This is a genomic window from Mesorhizobium sp. WSM4311, from assembly GCF_002295115.1.
Classification (GTDB): Bacteria; Pseudomonadota; Alphaproteobacteria; order Rhizobiales; family Rhizobiaceae; genus Mesorhizobium.
In genome coordinates this window covers 378,581-394,719 of sequence record NZ_NSFV01000002.1, presented here as the reverse complement: position 1 = coordinate 394,719, position 16,139 = coordinate 378,581, and the positions used below count along the sequence as shown (strand labels likewise).

Sequence of the window (16,139 nt, the reverse complement as noted above, 5' to 3'; positions counted from 1 at the left end):
CACCGATGCCGCGTCGGTGCCCACCACTCGCATGACCCAAACCCAATCCACCCACCTCGGGAAAGGCTAACCGTGCGTCAGATTTTGTGCAATGCACAATGAGCAGAGCAGGTGCAAAAAATCACTTCGGCGCGCGGTGTTGCTGCTTCGGCGGCGCCACCCAGATCTCGGCCTCGAGCTTCTTCGTCGCAAGGCCCCGCGCCAGCGCCTCGGCGCTGCTGGCACTCTTTGACAGCGATGCGGCCTGGCGCTTGCTGATCACCAGCCCGTCGGCGAGCGCACGGTTTCCCGAAAAGACCCTGGCCAGGAAAGGCGTGCGGCTGCCCCGCGCGCGCGAAAACCGCGCCGCCATGGTTTGCCTCGCCGTGTGGGCGACGACCGCGTCGGTCCAGCCCTCCACCAGCCGCGCGCCCGGCTCCAGCAGCAACAGCCAATCACCCTTGGCCTGCCTTATCCCGGCGGCGATACCGCCGCTTGCCACATAGTGGCAGCCGGCATGGTCGGCGACATGATGCGTCTGGTCGTTGGAGCCGGTGTCGCAGACGACAACTTCGCGCACCACGCCCTCGACCGCGCCGCCAATCAGCGAGCCAAGCGTGCGGGCGAGAGCCTCCTCGTCATTGCGGGTTTCGATGAGAACACTGAGCATATTTAGCCGAATAGCGGAAAGCCGCGCACAGCGCCAGTTTTTGCGGCGCAGCATAAAAAGTTCTTGCTTTGTTCTCGTTGGCAAAATAGGAATAATTTCATGAACAGAGCGATTCGACACAACATGGACAGTCCCTGGGAGCGGGCCAAGATGGAACCGATCGTGCGTGCCGACATTGCAGCCTTCGGGGCAGGACGAGCCGAAATGGCCAATGCGATGATCGAGCAGAGTGGCATGCGCATCCGTCCGGACCGCAATCGCGGACGGTCGGCGGGCATCAATCCGTCCGGCCGCTTCGAACCGGTCAGCCGGCATGTCTTCGACGATGGCTGGAGTTCGCTGGAGGAACTGCCGCCGTTCAAGACCGAAGTGCAGGTGGAAAAGCCGCGCACCATCATCACCCGCAACGAATCGCCCGACATCTCCTTCGACCGGTCGATCAACCCCTATCGCGGCTGCGAACATGGCTGTGTCTATTGTTTCGCGCGGCCGACGCACGCCTTCATGGGCCTGTCGCCGGGACTGGATTTCGAATCCAAGCTGTTCGCCAAGCCGGATGCGGCGCGGCTGCTCGACAAGGAACTGTCCAAGGACGGCTACCAGCCGCGCACCATCGCCATCGGCACCAACACCGATCCCTACCAGCCGATCGAGAAACAGTACCGGATCATGCGCGAGATCCTCGAAGTGCTGGAAGCGCGCGGCCATCCGGTCGGCATCGTCACCAAATCCGCCCTGGTGACGCGCGACATCGACATATTGTCGCGCATGGCCGAACGCGGACTGGCCAAGGTGGCGCTGTCGGTGACGACCATGGACCGCATGCTGGCCAGGACGATGGAGCCCCGCGCGTCGACGCCGACCAAGCGGCTCGAAGCGATCCGGCAACTCTCTGATGCCGGCATTCCGACTTCGGTCATGGTGGCGCCGATCATCCCCGGCCTCACCGACCAGGAGATGGAGCGGATCCTCGATTCGGCCTACGCCGCCGGCGCGCGCGAGGCGGGTTATGTCGTGCTGCGCCTGCCGCTGGAGGTCAGCCCAATCTTCAAGGATTGGCTGCTGCGCCACTATCCCGACCGCTATCGCCACGTGATGTCGCTGATCCGGTCGATGCGTGACGGCAAGGATTACGATTCGGAATGGGGCAAGCGCATGAAGGGCGCCGGACCCTACGCCTGGCAGATCGGCCGGCGATTCGAGATCACCGCCAAGCGGCTCGGCCTCAATATCGAACGGCGCACGCTGCGCACCGACCAGTTTATCGCCGCCGGAAAGGACCAGGAGCAGTTGATGCTGCTCTAAGACTGCAATTCGCCGCGGCGGTTTGAGCTGCCACGGCAAGGAATCCCGTCCGGCCTGCCCCGGCCTGCAGACGGTGCCCTCCCGGTCCGGCGCCCCACCCGACCCGGAGGGACTTGCGGAGAATCGGAGCCGATGCGAACCTCGCCGCAACATGGCTCGCGCGCGTTCCGATTCTCCGCTTCTCTTCGAAATCGTCGAGAAACCCGATTTCTCCTTCGAAACGAAGGCGATGGCCGACGGGTTGTGGCCGGTCGCCGGGATGGACGAGGCTGGCCGCGGTCCTTTGGCCGGACCGGTGGTCGCGGCAGCGGTGGTGCTCGATCCCGCCAACATCCCTGAAGGCCTAGACGATTCCAAACGTCTCAGCCATTTGCAGCGCGAGGCGCTGTTCCTGCGCATTCTCGGCTCCGCGCAGGCGGTTTCGATGGCGTCGATCAGCGCCGAGGGCATCGACGGCAGCAACATCCTCAAGGCCAGCCTCGAGGCGATGCGCCGCGCCTTGGTCGGGCTGTCGGTTCGCCCGAAGCTCGCGCTTGCAGACGGCCGCGACGTGCCGCCCGGACTGCCATGCGATGGACGCGCGCTGATCAGGGGCGACCAGCGCTCGCAGTCGATCGCCGCCGCCTCCATCGTCGCCAAGGTGATGCGCGACCGCATGATGTGCGGCTGCGGCAGCCACCACGACCGCTACGGCTTCGAGGTCCATATGGGCTACGCCACGGCCCGGCACCGCACGGCGATCGAGACGCATGGCCCGGTGGCACGGCTGCACCGCGTTTCGTTCGCGCCGTTCAGGCTGGGCGGGGCTGAGGTGGTTGAGGAAGAGAGCCTGGCCGGGCTGGATTGAGCCGACAGCGACATAGCTGATCTCCCCCCTTGTGGGGGAGATGTCCGGCAGGACAGAGGGGGGCGCTGTCCCGCCGGGATATCGATCGATCCTACTCGGCTTCCTGAACATCTCTAGCCTAAGGCGATTTCAAAGTTGGCCAGAGGCAACCAAGGCCGGCATTCTTTGGCGCCCCCCTCTGCCCTGCCGGGCATCTCCCCCACAAGGGGGGAGATCGGCAGCGTTGGCCTCGGCGCTGAAACAAAAAAAGGCCGCCAGGTTGCCCGGGCGGCCTTTTGATATCCAAATGTGAGCTCAGTTCAGCTTGGCCTTCACATCCGCCAGCGAAGCCTTGAACAGGTCGGCTCCGGCCTTGACGTCGACCTTGGCGGCGAGCAGCGCGCGGGCGGCTTCGACGGCGATGTCGACGGCGCTGGCGCGCACCTCGGCGACCGCGTCACGCTCGGCCTGACCGATCTTCTGCTCGGCAAGTGCCGTGCGCCGGGCAACATAGTCTTCGGTCTTCTTGTGCGCTTCGGTGGCGAGCATTTCGGCTTCGCGCTTGGCGGCCGCGACAATGTCGGCTGCCTCCTGCTCGGCTTCCTTGCGCTTCTTCTTGTACTGGCCGAGCAGTTGCTGGGCCTCGTCGCGCAGCTTGCGTGCCTCGTCGAGTTCGCTGCTGATCCTGGCAGCGCGGGCGTCGAGCGCCTTGGCGATAAGACCGGGCACCTTGATGTAGATGGCGACGCCCAGGAAGATGATCAGGGCAATCGTGGCCCAAAGCGTCGCGAGAGATGTAGCGTCCATGATGCGCTCCTCACCGGGCCACGGATTTGACCGCGGCCGCGATCTCGGCCTTGCTGGCCTTGCCGCCGACCAGGGCCTCGACGATCGCCGAGGCAGTGTCCTCGGCGATGCTGCCGACTTCCTTCATGGCGTTGGCCTTGATGGATGAAATGCGCGCCTCGGCCTCGCCAAGCTTCTCGTCGAGCGCGGCCTCGATCTTCTTGCGCGCGGTCTCGGCTTCCGCCTTGGCCGCATCCGCGGCCTGCTGGCCGATCGAGTTGGCGTTCTTCTTGGCTTCGGCCAGTTCCTGCTCGTAGGCAGCAACGGCGGCGTCGGCCTCGCCCTTCAACTTCGATGCCTGATCGAGGTCCTGGCTGATGCGATCGTTACGGACATCGATGATGCCGCCGACGCGCGGCACCACGACCCGCTTCAGGAAGAGGTAGAACAGCCCAAAAGTGATTGCCAGCCATAGAAGCTGCGACGGGAAGGTCGCAGGATCGAAGGGCGGAAATGCGCCATGCGCTTCGGCAGGCACGCTGGTACCGGAGTTCGTATCGGCTCCGGTCGCGGCATGGCTGGTATCGGCTGATGGCGCGGACTCTTGCGCGAAGGCAGATGTCACGAACATGGACTATCCCCAGATATCAGGCCCGCCTCTTGCGCGGCCGGCCTGTCCAATCTTCCCAAAGCCTGGCTCAGCCGAACAGGGCCAGCAGCGCGATGAGAAGCGAGAAGATGCCCAGAGCTTCGGTCACGGCGAAGCCGAAGATCAGGCGGCCGAACTGGCCATCAGCAGCCGACGGGTTGCGCAGCGCGCCCGACAGGTAGCTGCCGAAGATGTTGCCCAGGCCAATGCCCGCGCCACCCATGCCCAGGCAAGCGATGCCGGCGCCGATGTACTTTGCTGCTTCTGCGTCCATTTGTTCAACTCCTTTGGATCTGAAATTCCGTTGCGTTTCCATCCGGCGCCAATGTCCTTGGGCCGGAAACTCTTCCTCAATGCCCGGGATGCAGGGCGTCGTTGAGATACATGCAGGTCAACACCGCGAAGACGTAGGCCTGCAGGAAGGCGACCAGCAATTCAAGCGCCGTCAGCGCCACCGCCATGGCCAGCGGCAGGACCGAGCCCGCGACGCCGACCGCGCCGAGCGCGGAGAGGCTGACGACGAAGCCTGAAAACACCTTCAGGGTGATGTGACCGGCAAGCATGTTGGCAAACAGACGAACCGAGAGGCTGACCGGGCGCGAGACGAAGGAGATGACTTCGATCAGTACCACCAGCGGCAGCAGGAACACCGGCACGCCATGCGGCACGAACAGTTTCAGAAAGCCGAGGCCGTGCTTCATGAAGCCGTAGACCACCACGGTTCCGATCACCAAGGCGGCGAGGCCGAAGGTGACGATGATGTGGCTGGTGACGGTGAAGAAATAAGGAAACAGGCCCAGCAGATTTGCGACCAGCACGAACATGAACAGCGAGAACACGAAGGGGAAGAACTTCATGCCCTGCGTGCCGGCGGCATCGCGCAACATGTTGCCGACGAATTCATAGGCCATCTCGGAGATCGACTGCAGCCGGCCGGGAACCAGGCTGCGGCTCGATGTCGTGAGGAACAGGAACGCGGCTGCGACGACCACGGTCGCGACCATGAACAGTGCCGAATTCGTAAAGGACAGGTCGTAGCCGCCGATGTTAATCGGAACCAGCTTGATGATATGGAACTGGTGGATCGGATCGACCTTGTCAGCTGCCACGTTCTAACCCCGTCAATGCCGCGTACGGCCAAATTACCATTGCCGCGTGAGGGCGGCTATTTCCGAATGCCGCCTGAAAGGCGGTCATTTGCTGTCGTCCCGGCCAGAGCGTGATTTGTCGCCCTGTCCGAATTCTGCCACAACGCCTGCCGAACGCATGACATTGAGCACGCCGGCGCCAAAACCAAGCAGCAGGAAAACGATCAGACCCCACGGCGATGTCCCCGCCATACGGTCGATGATCCAGCCGATGCCGGCGCCCACCACCACGCCAGCGATAAATTCACTGGAGAGTTTGACCGCCTGGCCATATCCGGCCGCACTGCCCGCTTTCGCGTCGTCTTTCCCCTCGAGCCGGTTCGGCAGCCTTGTCGCAAGCGATGCTTCAAGTTCACGCCGACGTCGCTCAAGATCGTCGTCGCGGATGTCAGGTTCATGCTGCTTGCCGCGGCCGGTTTCTCCGGTTCCGTCTGGCCTGTTTTTATCGGCCATCGCAACCCCCCTGCCCGGTCAGACCGTCACCGTCCGTCCGCTTCTAAAGTCGCCGGCAACATAGTTAGAGGGTTTGCGCCCGTCAAGCCACGGGCGGAAGATCATTGCCATGTATTTTAAGCAATAAAATCAATTAATTAGCGAGGTGCGACATCGTGCCCGCCGCGATGATGGGGATGCGCTGCGCGAATCCTCCCGGCAATGGCTGCCTGGTCGAGCCTGCGGCCGATGGAAAAGACCATCGGCCGGCGAGCTCTCAACTCCAGCCGCCGCCATAGGTGCGGTAGAAGATGTGCAGGCCGATCTTCGTCATCTTCTGCATGGTGCGCGCCCAGCCCGGATGGACATATTGGGCATAGTAATGCGTCGACGATCCGACCTCGGCAATGAATATCTTGCCGGCGGTGACGGCCATGGCGATATCCTGCGCGGTCTTGTAGGCGGCCGGGCTGTCGATGCGCTTCTTCCTGCCGTCGCAGGCGAAGGAGAACTGGCAGCGGTTGAACCAGCTGTCGTTCTGATAGACGACGCCGCAGATCGAATTGGGATAGGCCGGATTGCGCACACGGTTGAGGATGACCTGGGCAACGGCGGCCTGCCCGCGAACGGATTCGCTGCGCGCCTCGAAATAGATGCCGTTGGCCAGGCACTTTTGCTCAGGCTTTGAGAAGACGCTGGCCGGCAGCGGGTTCTGAATCCACCAATGGTCGCCCTTGGCCATCGGCGGGATAAAGCGGCCGCTGTTGGGCTGTTCATCCTGCAGCAGGGCTTCGAAGGGCGAGGCCTTGGCATAGTCCGGCTCGGACTGCGCATAGGCCGTTGCCAGAACATCGGGATGATCGTTGTTGACCAAGGCGGCAAGCATGGCCGGCATGCCGGGATCCGGCTTCTTGTCTTCACGCGCATGGAATTCCGCGGCGATCTGGATTTCCTTGCCTTTGATCTGCGGCTTGGCAAAGGCCATCTTCAGGCCGCCGTCCATGCTCGGCCGCATCAGGGAAGAGGTCCGCTGGAAGATCGAACCGGCGTTGAAGTTCTTCGGCGGCGCAACGGGCGACACCTGGACGATGCGGCCCTTCTTGTCGGCGCGCACCACGCGGTCCTCGTCGGGCGAGCCGCTGACCTTGCCGCCCTTGCCGCGAAACGAAACGTTGCCGACGCCAGCCAGGTGAATACCCGATCCGGAGATCGAGCCGGTGACGTCGGAATCGACGAAGGGCATCTCGGCGGCATGGGTCGAACCTGCGACGGATCTCTCGACATAGGAATTCCAGCGCGCGGTCGGCGATTCGAGGCCGGAAACGAGGCTCGTCATGTCCTGGTAGGCGGCGACGGTCGGGAAGCCGATCCAGATGCCGAGGCCGATGATGAAAGGAGACACAAAATTGCGTTTCTTCTCACCGGCGGCGGCAACAAGCCGCTTCAAGACGCGTCGATGCACGGAACTCTCTCCAGGAACGCTACTGACCCCACTGGAGAGCAAAATGATGCATTAACCTTGATGGGACGTTAACGGGATCGATCGGGTTTTCTCAGTCGGCTCAAGGTCGTGGTTTGGAAGTCGGGCGGTTTTGCGGCCGGGACGTTCAGGCCGGCCGCAGGAAGACGGGCCAGGCGACCAGCGCGCAGATGGCGGCCGACAACCATACGCCTGACCATGACCAGAGGTGCAGCAGCCCGGGGATGGCCACCGGCACCAGGAAGAAGCCGACGAAGACGAAGGTGTTGGCCAAGCTGAGCGCGGTTCCGACATGGCCGGCGCCGGCCAGCGTGGCAAGCTCGGTATAGGCGACGCCGTGCCAGGCGGAAACCGAGATACCCGCGACAATCAGCACCAAGGGAAGGACGGCAATCAGCAAGGACTGGCCGCCCGGCAATGTGGAGCTGGCCATGACCATCAGCCAAAGCACAGAGAAGGCCAACCCGCTGAGCGCACTGCATGCGCGCAGAAGCTGGCGGCGGTTGCCATGGCGGTCGGTGAAGCGGCCGCTCCAGACGCGCATGACCATGGCGCCGATCTGCACGGCGGCGAGGCTCGCGCTGATCGCCGCCGTCCCCAGCCCGACGAAGTCGTGCAGGAAGACCGATGCGAAGGTGAGCACGGCCACCTGCGGGAAGCAGAGCAGGCCGATGGCGGTGGCGATGCGCCAGACCTCGATGTTGCGCAGCGGCGCCGGTCCGGCCACAGCCGACGCGACGACGTGCCCCGCCGTCGGCGGCTCATGCAGCCAGCGCCAGGCAAACAGCGCCGAGAGAGCGGAGGCGCCGGCCAGCAGCGCGAACACCGCGGCAAAGCCGAAAGCCAAGGCGAGCGAAGGCAGGACAAGCGCGCCTAGGCCGCCGCCAAGTGGCACCGCCGTCTGCCTTATGCTCATGGCGAAACCGCGCTCGCTTTCCCGGAACCAGCCCATAATGGCTCGGCCGCTCGAGCCATTGACGCTGCCGCCGAGCAGGCCGGTGAGGAGCAGGCTTGCCGACAGGAGCATGACATCGGGAACGCCTGACCTTGTCGGTACGACGAGCATGGCCATGGCAAGGAGCCAGGCCGCCGTCGCGCCAAGCCCGATCAGCAGCACGCGGCGATCGCCCCAGCGATCGGTAAGCAAGCCCCAGGGCAATTCGCTCAGCGCAACCCCCAGGCCGAGAAGGCCGAGTGCCAGGCCAAGTTCGGCATTGCTCAGGTGATAGCCCTGACGAAGCACGACCGCCGTTGCCGGTATGCCGGAGAAGGTGGCCGAGAAGCTGGCGTTCGCGGCGACACCGATGCCCAGGACCTTCCAGCGGTGGCCAGGGCTGAATACCCTTCCGGTAGGGCCGGCAGCACTGCCTCCCAGGGGTTTTTGCGTGTCTTGGTCGGTGCAGTCGACAATGGAGGACATGGTTTCATTCCCGTGGTGGTCCAGTCGCGTGGATCTTGACGGCATTTCCCTAGCGCCATAAGTTCATCCTTAAAATCAGGAAGTTTTTGATTATTGATCCTGAAAAACAGGACGTTTCCATGCGACGCGTGACCTTCGACCTCGACGTTCTCCGCAGTTTCGTCACCGGCATGGAGCTGGGCAGCTTTGCCAAGGCCGCCGACCGGCTTGGCCGGTCGACCTCGGCGGTCAGCGCGCAATTGAAGAAACTGGAGGAGCAGGCAGCGACGCCGATCTTCCGCAAATCGGGGCGTGGGCTGGCCTTGACGGAGGCCGGCGAGACCATGCTCGGCTATGCGCGCCGGCTGCTCGAGCTGAATGACGAGGCGGCGGCGGCGATCCATGATGTCGAACTGGAAGGCTGGGTGCGGCTCGGCCTGCAGGAGGATTTTGGCGAAGCGGTGCTACCGGATGTGCTCGGTCGCTTCGCCCGTGCCCACCCCAAGGTCAAGATCGAGGCCAGGATCGCGCGCAGCCACGAGCTTGCCGAAAGGGTGATGTCAGGCAGCCTCGACATCGCGCTCGCCTGGCATAGCGGCCAGACGCTGCCCTACAGCGAGCATGTCGCCGATGTTCCCATGCGCTGGATCGGCCCGGCAAGGCGCATCGAGACCAGCCTGCGCGACGGCGAACCGCTGCCCCTGGTGGCGCTCGAGGCGCCATGCCTGTTGCGCACGGTTGCGACCGAGACGCTCGATCGCGGCGGGCTGCCCTGGCGCATGGCCTTCTCCAGCCCGAGCCTCGGCGGCATCTGGGCGGCCGTGGCGGCTGGCCTGGGGCTGACGATCCGCACCGATGTCGGCCTGCCGGCCAGCGTCAGCGCGATGACGCCGGAGATTGCCGGTCTGCCGGCACTGCCCAAGATGGCGCTCTTTCTGCACCGCCGGGATGCCGAACCCGAGCCGGTGGCGGCCCGCCTCGCCGCCATATTGCTGGAGGCGGCGCGGCAGGCCTTGCCGGGCAATGCGGGGACTACCGGCCTGCGTGCGGTCGCCTGATCGGACGAGCACTGAGGCTCAGCCGCGTTTCTTGGCCCGGCCGGCGAACGGATTGTCGGAGGTGCGCAGCGCAATGCGGATCGGCACGCCCGGCATGTCGAAGGCTTCGCGCAGGCTGTTGGAGAGATAGCGCACATAGGATTGCGGCATCGCATCCGGACGCGAGCACTGGACCACGAAGCCCGGCGGCCGGGTCTTGGCCTGGGTGACGTACTTGACCTTGAGCCGGCGCCCGGCAACGGCGGGCGGCGGATGATGCGCCAGTATGGCTTCGAGCCAGCGGTTGAGCTTGCCGGTCGAAACGCGGCTGTTCCAGACCTTGTGGGTTCTGAGAACCGCATCCATCAGCTTGTCGAGGCCGCGCCCGGTCTCGGCCGAGACCGGCACCGCCTGGATGCCGCGCACCTGCGGCAGCAGCCGCTCGGTCTTCTCGCGCAGTTCCGCCAGCAGTTCCTGCGGATGATCGATCAGGTCCCATTTGTTGAAGGCGATCACCGGCGCCCTTCCCTCGCGGATGATCAGGTCGGCGATCTGCAGATCCTGCTTCTCGAAGGGAATGGTGGCATCGAGCACGATGATGACGATCTCGGCGAAGCGGATGGCGCGCAAGCCGTCCTGCACCGACATCACTTCCAGCTTTTCGTGGATCCTCGCCTTGCGGCGCATGCCGGCCGTGTCGAACAGCTTCAGCCGGCGGCCGTGCCAATCCCAGTCGACCGAGATCGAATCGCGGGTGATGCCGGCTTCCGGTCCGGTCAGCAGCCGCTCCTCGCCGATCAGCGCATTGATCAGCGTCGACTTGCCGGCGTTCGGGCGGCCGACGACGGCGATGCGCATCGGCTTGGTGTCGTCGTAAGCGTGCAAATCCTCGGCGTCGGGGTCGGCAATATCCTCGCCGATCAGCACCTCGGTGGCGGCGATCTCGTCGTCTTCGCCCCCTTCGTCCTCACCGAAAGCGCGCGCCTCGCCGAGCGCCGCGATCACGGCATCGCGCAGATCGGGCATGCCCTGGCCATGTTCGGCGGAAACCGGGATCGGCTCGCCAAGTCCAAGCTCCCAGGCTTCCAGCATGCCGCCCTGCGCGCCCTTGGCCTCGGCCTTGTTGGCGACCAGCACGACCGGCTTGCCGGACTTGCGCACGATCTCGGCGAAGGTCCTGTCATCCGGCAGCAGGCCGGACTTGGCGTCGATGGTGAAGAAGATCAGGTCGGCTTCGTGGATGGCGATCTCGGTCTGCGCGCGCATGCGGCCGGGCAAGGTCGATGCGCCGGCGTCCTCGAAACCGGCTGTGTCGATGACGTCGAAATGCAGATCGTAAAGCTTGGCGGCATGGACGCGACGGTCGCGGGTGACGCCCGGTGTGTCGTCGACAAGCGCCAGCTTCCTTCCCACCAGCCGATTGAAAAGGGTCGATTTGCCGACGTTAGGTCTGCCGATGATGGCGACTTTGAAGGTCATGCGGTCCTACAATCATGCATGTCGTTGTCCCAAAACCGCTGCGCACTTTTGGGCGACATGCATTTACGAGGCATTGCCCGAGCCGCGGATCAGCTCGGACATCAGCGTTGCCCGCTCGCGGGTGTTGCGCGGGGCGCCGTCATCGGCGGCGATCTGGTCGAACAGCTTCAACGCGTCCTGGGTCTTGCCTTCCTTCCAGGCGGCAAGGCCGAGCGCCTCGCGCGCCGTGTGGCGCAGCGTGTTGGTGTCCGATGTAAGCGCCTCGACGCGGCTGGACACGTCGGCGAAGGAGCCGTGGTCGACGAGCAGCAGCGCTGCCCTGAGCCGTGCCATGTCGCGAATGCCCTGGGGGATGGCGGTGTCGGCGGCGACATCGTCGAAATCCTTGACGGCGGCAGCAGCGTCGCCCTTGCTCGCCTTGACCGTGGCGGCACGCATGCGGGCAAGCAGCGGATAGGCGCCGTAGCCATCCTTTTCCAGCTGATCGAGCGCGGCCAGCGCCTCGTCGTTCTTGCCGTCATTGGCCAGCTTCAGCGCCTGCGAGAAGGCATCGCCGGAGCGGTTGGCGCGCGTCTCGTCCCAATAGCGATAGCCGACGAAGGCGGCGGTGCCGAGCACCACGAGGATGGCGATGACGAGCAAGGCCGGGCCGAAACGGTCCCACAGCTTCTGCGCCTGCTCGCGACGCATCTCGTCGTTGACTTCACGGATAAAACTGTCGTCGGACATCAATCAAAACCATTCCTGCCCCGGGCCGGGGCGGTTCATGAGCCCGCGTTTTAGCGAAATTTTGTCGGCATGGAAGGGGTTCGGCCTGAAAATCGCCTATTCCCACCGGGCAAACGGATGTTTACCCAGGGCAAACGGATGTTTGCCCAGGCAAACCGGCAGAAAGCCCAATCGCACCCATGCCACATTTCGGGGATAGCCGGCTTGCTGACCGCCCGGAGCCTGTAAGTTTGCCGATGCCTTGTTTGTCCCGCGTTGCCGCGTTTTCGCTTGTCTCCCTCGCCACCGCCGGCGTGGCCCTGGCCGATCCGCCCGCGCCGCCAATGCCGGCAAAGCCGAAGCAGGTGGTGATCATCTCCTTCGACAGCGCCCGCGACATCTCGCAGTGGAAGCGCAGCCGGGCGCTGGCGCAGCGCACCGGCGCGCATTTCACCTATTTTCTCTCCTGCGTCTTCCTGCTGTCGCAGGAGACACGCCAGGAATACACCGCACCAGGCAAAACGGCCGGCAAATCCAACATCGGCTTTGCCGCTTCCAAGCAGGAAGTGGCCGAGCGGCTCGAGCAGATCGGCCTTGCCACGCATGAAGGCCACGATATCGCCAGCCATGCCTGCGGCCATTTCGACGGCAAGGACTGGAGCAAGGCCGATTGGCTGAAAGAATTCGCCTCGTTCGAACACATTTTAGAGAATGCCTATGCAATCAACGGCATCGCGCCTGAGCCCGCTGGCTGGCGCGACTTCGCACGGCATGCCGTGATCGGTTTCCGCGCGCCGTATCTGTCGGCCAGCAAGGCGCTTTACGAGGCCTTGCCCGCCGCCGGCTACGAGTTCGACGCCAGCGGCGTCTCGCAAGGTCCTGCCCAGCCGCCGACCGTCGGCGGCATCACCCGCTTTTCACTGCCGCAGATCCCGGAAGGACCGAAATCCAGGCCGGTAATCGCCATGGATTACAATCTCTATGTCAGGCATTCCGGCGGTTTCGAGCGGCCGAGCATGGCGGACGAGTTCGCTAACCGGACCTATCAGGCCTTTCGCGCCGCCTTCGACGCGCAGTATCAGGGCAAGCGCATTCCGCTGGAACTCGGCTTCCACTTCACGCTGATGAATGACGGCGCCTACTGGAACGCGCTGGAGCGCTTTGCCGGCGAGGTCTGCGTCAAGGCCGATGTCGAATGCATCAGTTTTCGCGACTACGTTTCGCGGCAGGCTGTCGTCCAGAAGCAGGCCTCGGTTGGCGGCTGAGCCGCCAACCTGTTTGGCATCAACCCAAATCTCCTCAGGCGGGATCTTCGGCGCCCTGCCTTGCCAGATAGCGCCGATCGATATCGGGCAGCGGTTCGCCCAGCAGCGTCGCCTCGAAGGCGCGCAGGCGCTTATGGACCGATTGCAGCTCCACAATGGTCGACCACGAGGTGAGCAGGAATTGCAGCGAACCCGTCACCTTGCCGAAGGCGTTCGAGATCTGGTTCAGCGCGCCGAACGTTATCTTGTGCGCGACCAGCGACGGACCCAGGATCAGCAGCGAGAAGATGTTGTCGGCCTGCAGGTAGGTGTACCGGACGACGTTGAAATAGATGTAGTGGAAATAGAGCCTGAAATAATTGTGCCGGACATTGGCGAACAGTTCGGCGGTGGTGGCAGGCTGTGCACGGTCGGCATGATCCTCACCGTATACCAGTTCCTTACGGTAAGCGGCTTCGACGCGCTGGTTGCGGAACTGCAACCCCGGAAGTTTCAGGCCGGCAATCATCACGGAGATCGTTCCGAACAGACACCAGGCCAGCGCCGCGACCACCAGGGGCTGCGGGATCGCGCCGACGATCGGCAATTCGCTGATATGGGCCTGCAGCTGGATCATCACTGGCAGGAAAGCGATCAAGGTCATGATCGACTGGACGAAGCTGGAGCCGAGATCTTCCATGATCTGCGAAAACCGCATCGTGTCTTCCTGGATGCGCTGCGAAGCACCCTCAATATGGCGCAGCCTGGTCCAGTTCTCGATGAAGTAGTTGTTCATCGCCGTGCGCCAGCGGAATATCCAATGGCTGACGATAAAGGCATTGACCACCTGCACATTCATGCCGACCAGCGCGAGCCAGGAAAAGTCGGCCAGCCCGGTATAAAATTCACCGTTGGTCGATTTTCCGGTCCCTGACATCAGCCCCTGCACATAGTCGAAGAAAGGCCCGTACCAGGCGTTGACGGCGACACTTACCTGCACATTGAAATAGATGAAGAACAGGATGACCGCCGTCATCAAGATCGACCAGCGCTGCCACGGATGCGGCGAATACCAACTCCAGAATGCGTAGAAGATGGCCACGCAGGCCACGAAATAGATGTAGAACCAGAGGAACGGCTTCGACACGAGAACAGCGATGCCGATGATGGGCGGCGCGTCGGCGGCGGCTGCTGGCAGGCCGAAAACGGCGCCCAATTGCTCACCGCCGAAAAACCAGAACAGGATTGCCGCAAGGCTCCAGATGGCGGCCGAAGAGAAAAAGAGCTTCGGCTGCGGGAAGAAGGATACGAACACTGTGGCGAATTCCTTGCTTGGTGGGCAAATCAGCTGACTTCGGCGGGCATAAGGTCACACATTAGTGGGAAAGAAAATGCCTGCCCCGATGCCCGGCGCAGAGCAAGACCACAAATCATGGCGATTTTGGCACGGCCGACCATGTGATGGCGCCGGAGACCACCAGCATGGCCGCGGCGACGATCGAAGCGAGGAAGAAATCGCCTGACATCTGCGCCAACAGGCCGGCGGCGATCGGGCCGATGATCTGGCCAAGGCCGAACGACGCCGTCATCAAGGCAAAGACGCGCCGGGGCGCGGTTGGCGCCTGCTGCCGCGCGGCCTGCAGGCCAAGCGCGGTGATGGCGATGAAGGTGCCGCCGAGCAGCAGACCGCCAAGCAGCGGTCCTAAATATCCGCCAAGCGCCACGCTGGCGGTGACGCCGATCACTTCTATGAGACATGCCAGCGCATAGGCGGCGTTCAGCCCGACCCGCCCTGATATCTTCTGCCACAGCCAGACCGAGGGAAAACCGGCAAGGCCGGCGACCAGCCAGACCATGGCCTCGAAGACGCGACTGCCGCCGCCCTGTCGGACAATGGCGACCAGGAACGTCGCCGTCACTACATAGCCAAAGCCAAACAGACCGTAGGCGATGATGATCTTCATCAGCGACCGGTCTTTCGGCAGCGCCGGTTCACGGACGTCTTGGCCATTGGCGAGCGGGCCTTCGTTCGCCAGCAGCACCACGACCACGAAGCCACAAGCCGAAATTGCCGCCGACCACAACCAGCCCGCGGCCCAGCCGGCATGCTCGGTGACCAGCACCGCCATCATCACCGCGGAGATCGCGATGCCGAGGCCGACACCGCCGAAATGCCAAGCCTGCAGGTCACCACGACCGGCGGCATTGATATGGCTGAAAACGATGCTGGCCATGAACACCATGACGAAGGCGCTGGCCAGACCGGCCAGAAAGCGGATGAGGAGAAAGGCGGCCATGGCGTCGGTCAGCCCCATCAACGCGGCAAGGATGGTGCTGGCGCCAAGGCCGCCCAGCATCAGCACACGCTCGCGCCCATGCGCCCAGCCGCCCGCCGCCACAAACGCGCCGACGAGGTAGCCGAGATAGTTGGCGGACGCGATCCACCCGGCGTTGGCCGGCGACAGATGCAGCTCCTCCATCATGCCGGGCAGGATCGGCGTGTAGACGAAGCGGCCGATGCCCATGGCCACCGCCATCGCGATCATGCCGGCGAGGGTGAAGCGCAGTGCTGTTGAGGTGGCCGATCTCATTGCAGCGCACAATAAATGCAGGGATCGTTGAAACAATCCGCCATCCGTTGGGCCAGTGCGCGCGCAGAGGCGCGACGGGTTCGACTTCCAGTCAAGCCGAAGGCGCGTCGTCGGCTCAGCAGCGCCCACCCAAACCGGCGTGCAATGAAGCGGTCTCGTGCACCGTTCGCCGCGCCGTCAGCCTGAACGGCACGTCGCCCAATTCACGCTCAGACATGGTGTTCAGCACAGGATGCGACAGCGGATCGGTCAGCCAGGTCTGCGTGTCGCTTTGCGCGCGCGACCCGGACGGCGTGCCCGCAGCAAACAGAACCTTCAGCGACGACAACAGCCTTAACATTTGAGCCTCCTCGGATCTGGCTCCCACGACAAAGTCTGCCGTTCCCTCGCGTCTTTCAATTGAGAT

The 16,139-nt window shown here is 63.7% G+C and carries 17 protein-coding genes; 4 read left to right on the top strand and 13 right to left on the bottom strand.

What is annotated here, in order from left to right; all coding sequences use genetic code 11:
- Positions 1-121: 121 nt before the first annotated feature.
- Positions 122-649 carry a glycosyltransferase gene (locus CK226_RS05660; RefSeq protein ID WP_095771078.1) on the bottom strand — a complete coding sequence of 176 codons (528 nt, stop codon included), beginning with the start codon at positions 647-649 and terminating at the stop codon, positions 122-124.
- Between the two features lie 150 nt (positions 650-799).
- Here CK226_RS05660 and CK226_RS05655 point away from each other — a divergent pair, with 150 nt between their 5' ends.
- Together CK226_RS05655 and CK226_RS05650 are read left to right on the top strand one after the other, a co-directional pair.
- Positions 800-1,954 (top strand): PA0069 family radical SAM protein, encoded by a 1,155-nt coding sequence (locus tag CK226_RS05655; RefSeq protein ID WP_142887634.1) that lies wholly within the window; start codon positions 800-802, stop codon positions 1,952-1,954.
- Between the two features lie 151 nt (positions 1,955-2,105).
- Positions 2,106-2,801, top strand: a complete 696-nt coding sequence (locus CK226_RS05650; RefSeq protein WP_095786643.1) for a ribonuclease HII — start codon at positions 2,106-2,108, stop codon at positions 2,799-2,801.
- A 294-nt stretch (positions 2,802-3,095) separates the two neighbouring features.
- Here CK226_RS05650 and CK226_RS05645 read toward each other — a convergent pair whose 3' ends face one another.
- The 7 genes from CK226_RS05645 to CK226_RS05615 all read right to left on the bottom strand — a co-directional run bounded on the left by CK226_RS05645 (position 3,096) and on the right by CK226_RS05615 (position 8,695).
- The gene (locus tag CK226_RS05645; protein WP_019856926.1) at positions 3,096-3,587 is read right to left on the bottom strand and encodes a F0F1 ATP synthase subunit B; all 492 of its coding nucleotides are present in this window, start codon (positions 3,585-3,587) and stop codon (positions 3,096-3,098) included.
- Between the two features lie 10 nt (positions 3,588-3,597).
- Complete coding sequence (locus tag CK226_RS05640; RefSeq protein ID WP_095791285.1) at positions 3,598-4,197, bottom strand: F0F1 ATP synthase subunit B; 600 nt, start codon at positions 4,195-4,197, stop codon at positions 3,598-3,600.
- A 67-nt stretch (positions 4,198-4,264) separates the two neighbouring features.
- Positions 4,265-4,489, bottom strand: coding sequence for a F0F1 ATP synthase subunit C (locus CK226_RS05635; RefSeq protein WP_013896722.1), 225 nt, complete (start codon positions 4,487-4,489; stop codon positions 4,265-4,267).
- Between the two features lie 76 nt (positions 4,490-4,565).
- The gene (locus tag CK226_RS05630) at positions 4,566-5,324 is read right to left on the bottom strand and encodes a F0F1 ATP synthase subunit A (protein WP_019856924.1); all 759 of its coding nucleotides are present in this window, start codon (positions 5,322-5,324) and stop codon (positions 4,566-4,568) included.
- An 84-nt stretch (positions 5,325-5,408) separates the two neighbouring features.
- Positions 5,409-5,816, bottom strand: coding sequence for an AtpZ/AtpI family protein (locus CK226_RS05625; protein WP_095786645.1), 408 nt, complete (start codon positions 5,814-5,816; stop codon positions 5,409-5,411).
- Between the two features lie 256 nt (positions 5,817-6,072).
- Positions 6,073-7,257 (bottom strand): cell wall hydrolase, encoded by a 1,185-nt coding sequence (locus tag CK226_RS05620; RefSeq protein WP_095791284.1) that lies wholly within the window; start codon positions 7,255-7,257, stop codon positions 6,073-6,075.
- A gap of 145 nt (positions 7,258-7,402) precedes the next feature.
- Entirely contained in the window at positions 7,403-8,695 is a 1,293-nt protein-coding gene (locus tag CK226_RS05615) for an MFS transporter (RefSeq protein WP_095791283.1), read from the bottom strand.
- Positions 8,696-8,814: 119 nt separating this feature from the next.
- On the opposite strand from CK226_RS05615, the gene CK226_RS05610 reads away from it, so the two are divergent.
- Positions 8,815-9,732, top strand: coding sequence for a LysR substrate-binding domain-containing protein (locus tag CK226_RS05610; RefSeq protein WP_095791282.1), 918 nt, complete (start codon positions 8,815-8,817; stop codon positions 9,730-9,732).
- Positions 9,733-9,750: 18 nt separating this feature from the next.
- Here CK226_RS05610 and der read toward each other — a convergent pair whose 3' ends face one another.
- Together der and CK226_RS05600 are read right to left on the bottom strand one after the other, a co-directional pair.
- Positions 9,751-11,190, bottom strand: coding sequence for a ribosome biogenesis GTPase Der (gene der / locus CK226_RS05605; protein ID WP_095791281.1), 1,440 nt, complete (start codon positions 11,188-11,190; stop codon positions 9,751-9,753).
- Positions 11,191-11,253: 63 nt separating this feature from the next.
- Positions 11,254-11,919, bottom strand: a complete 666-nt coding sequence (locus CK226_RS05600; RefSeq protein ID WP_095791280.1) for a tetratricopeptide repeat protein — start codon at positions 11,917-11,919, stop codon at positions 11,254-11,256.
- A 236-nt stretch (positions 11,920-12,155) separates the two neighbouring features.
- Between CK226_RS05600 and CK226_RS05595 the strand changes: the two genes are divergently transcribed.
- Positions 12,156-13,163: a polysaccharide deacetylase gene (locus tag CK226_RS05595; protein ID WP_095791279.1), complete on the top strand. Its 1,008-nt coding sequence runs from the start codon at positions 12,156-12,158 to the stop codon at positions 13,161-13,163.
- A gap of 34 nt (positions 13,164-13,197) precedes the next feature.
- On the opposite strand, the gene sbmA is transcribed toward CK226_RS05595, so the two are convergent.
- The 3 genes from sbmA to CK226_RS05580 all read right to left on the bottom strand — a co-directional run bounded on the left by sbmA (position 13,198) and on the right by CK226_RS05580 (position 16,073).
- Entirely contained in the window at positions 13,198-14,457 is a 1,260-nt protein-coding gene (sbmA, locus tag CK226_RS05590) for a peptide antibiotic transporter SbmA (protein ID WP_095771088.1), read from the bottom strand.
- Between the two features lie 115 nt (positions 14,458-14,572).
- Entirely contained in the window at positions 14,573-15,733 is a 1,161-nt protein-coding gene (locus CK226_RS05585) for a YbfB/YjiJ family MFS transporter (protein WP_095791278.1), read from the bottom strand.
- Positions 15,734-15,848: 115 nt separating this feature from the next.
- Positions 15,849-16,073: a hypothetical protein gene (locus tag CK226_RS05580; RefSeq protein ID WP_095771090.1), complete on the bottom strand. Its 225-nt coding sequence runs from the start codon at positions 16,071-16,073 to the stop codon at positions 15,849-15,851.
- Between the last annotated feature and the right edge of the window lie 66 nt (positions 16,074-16,139).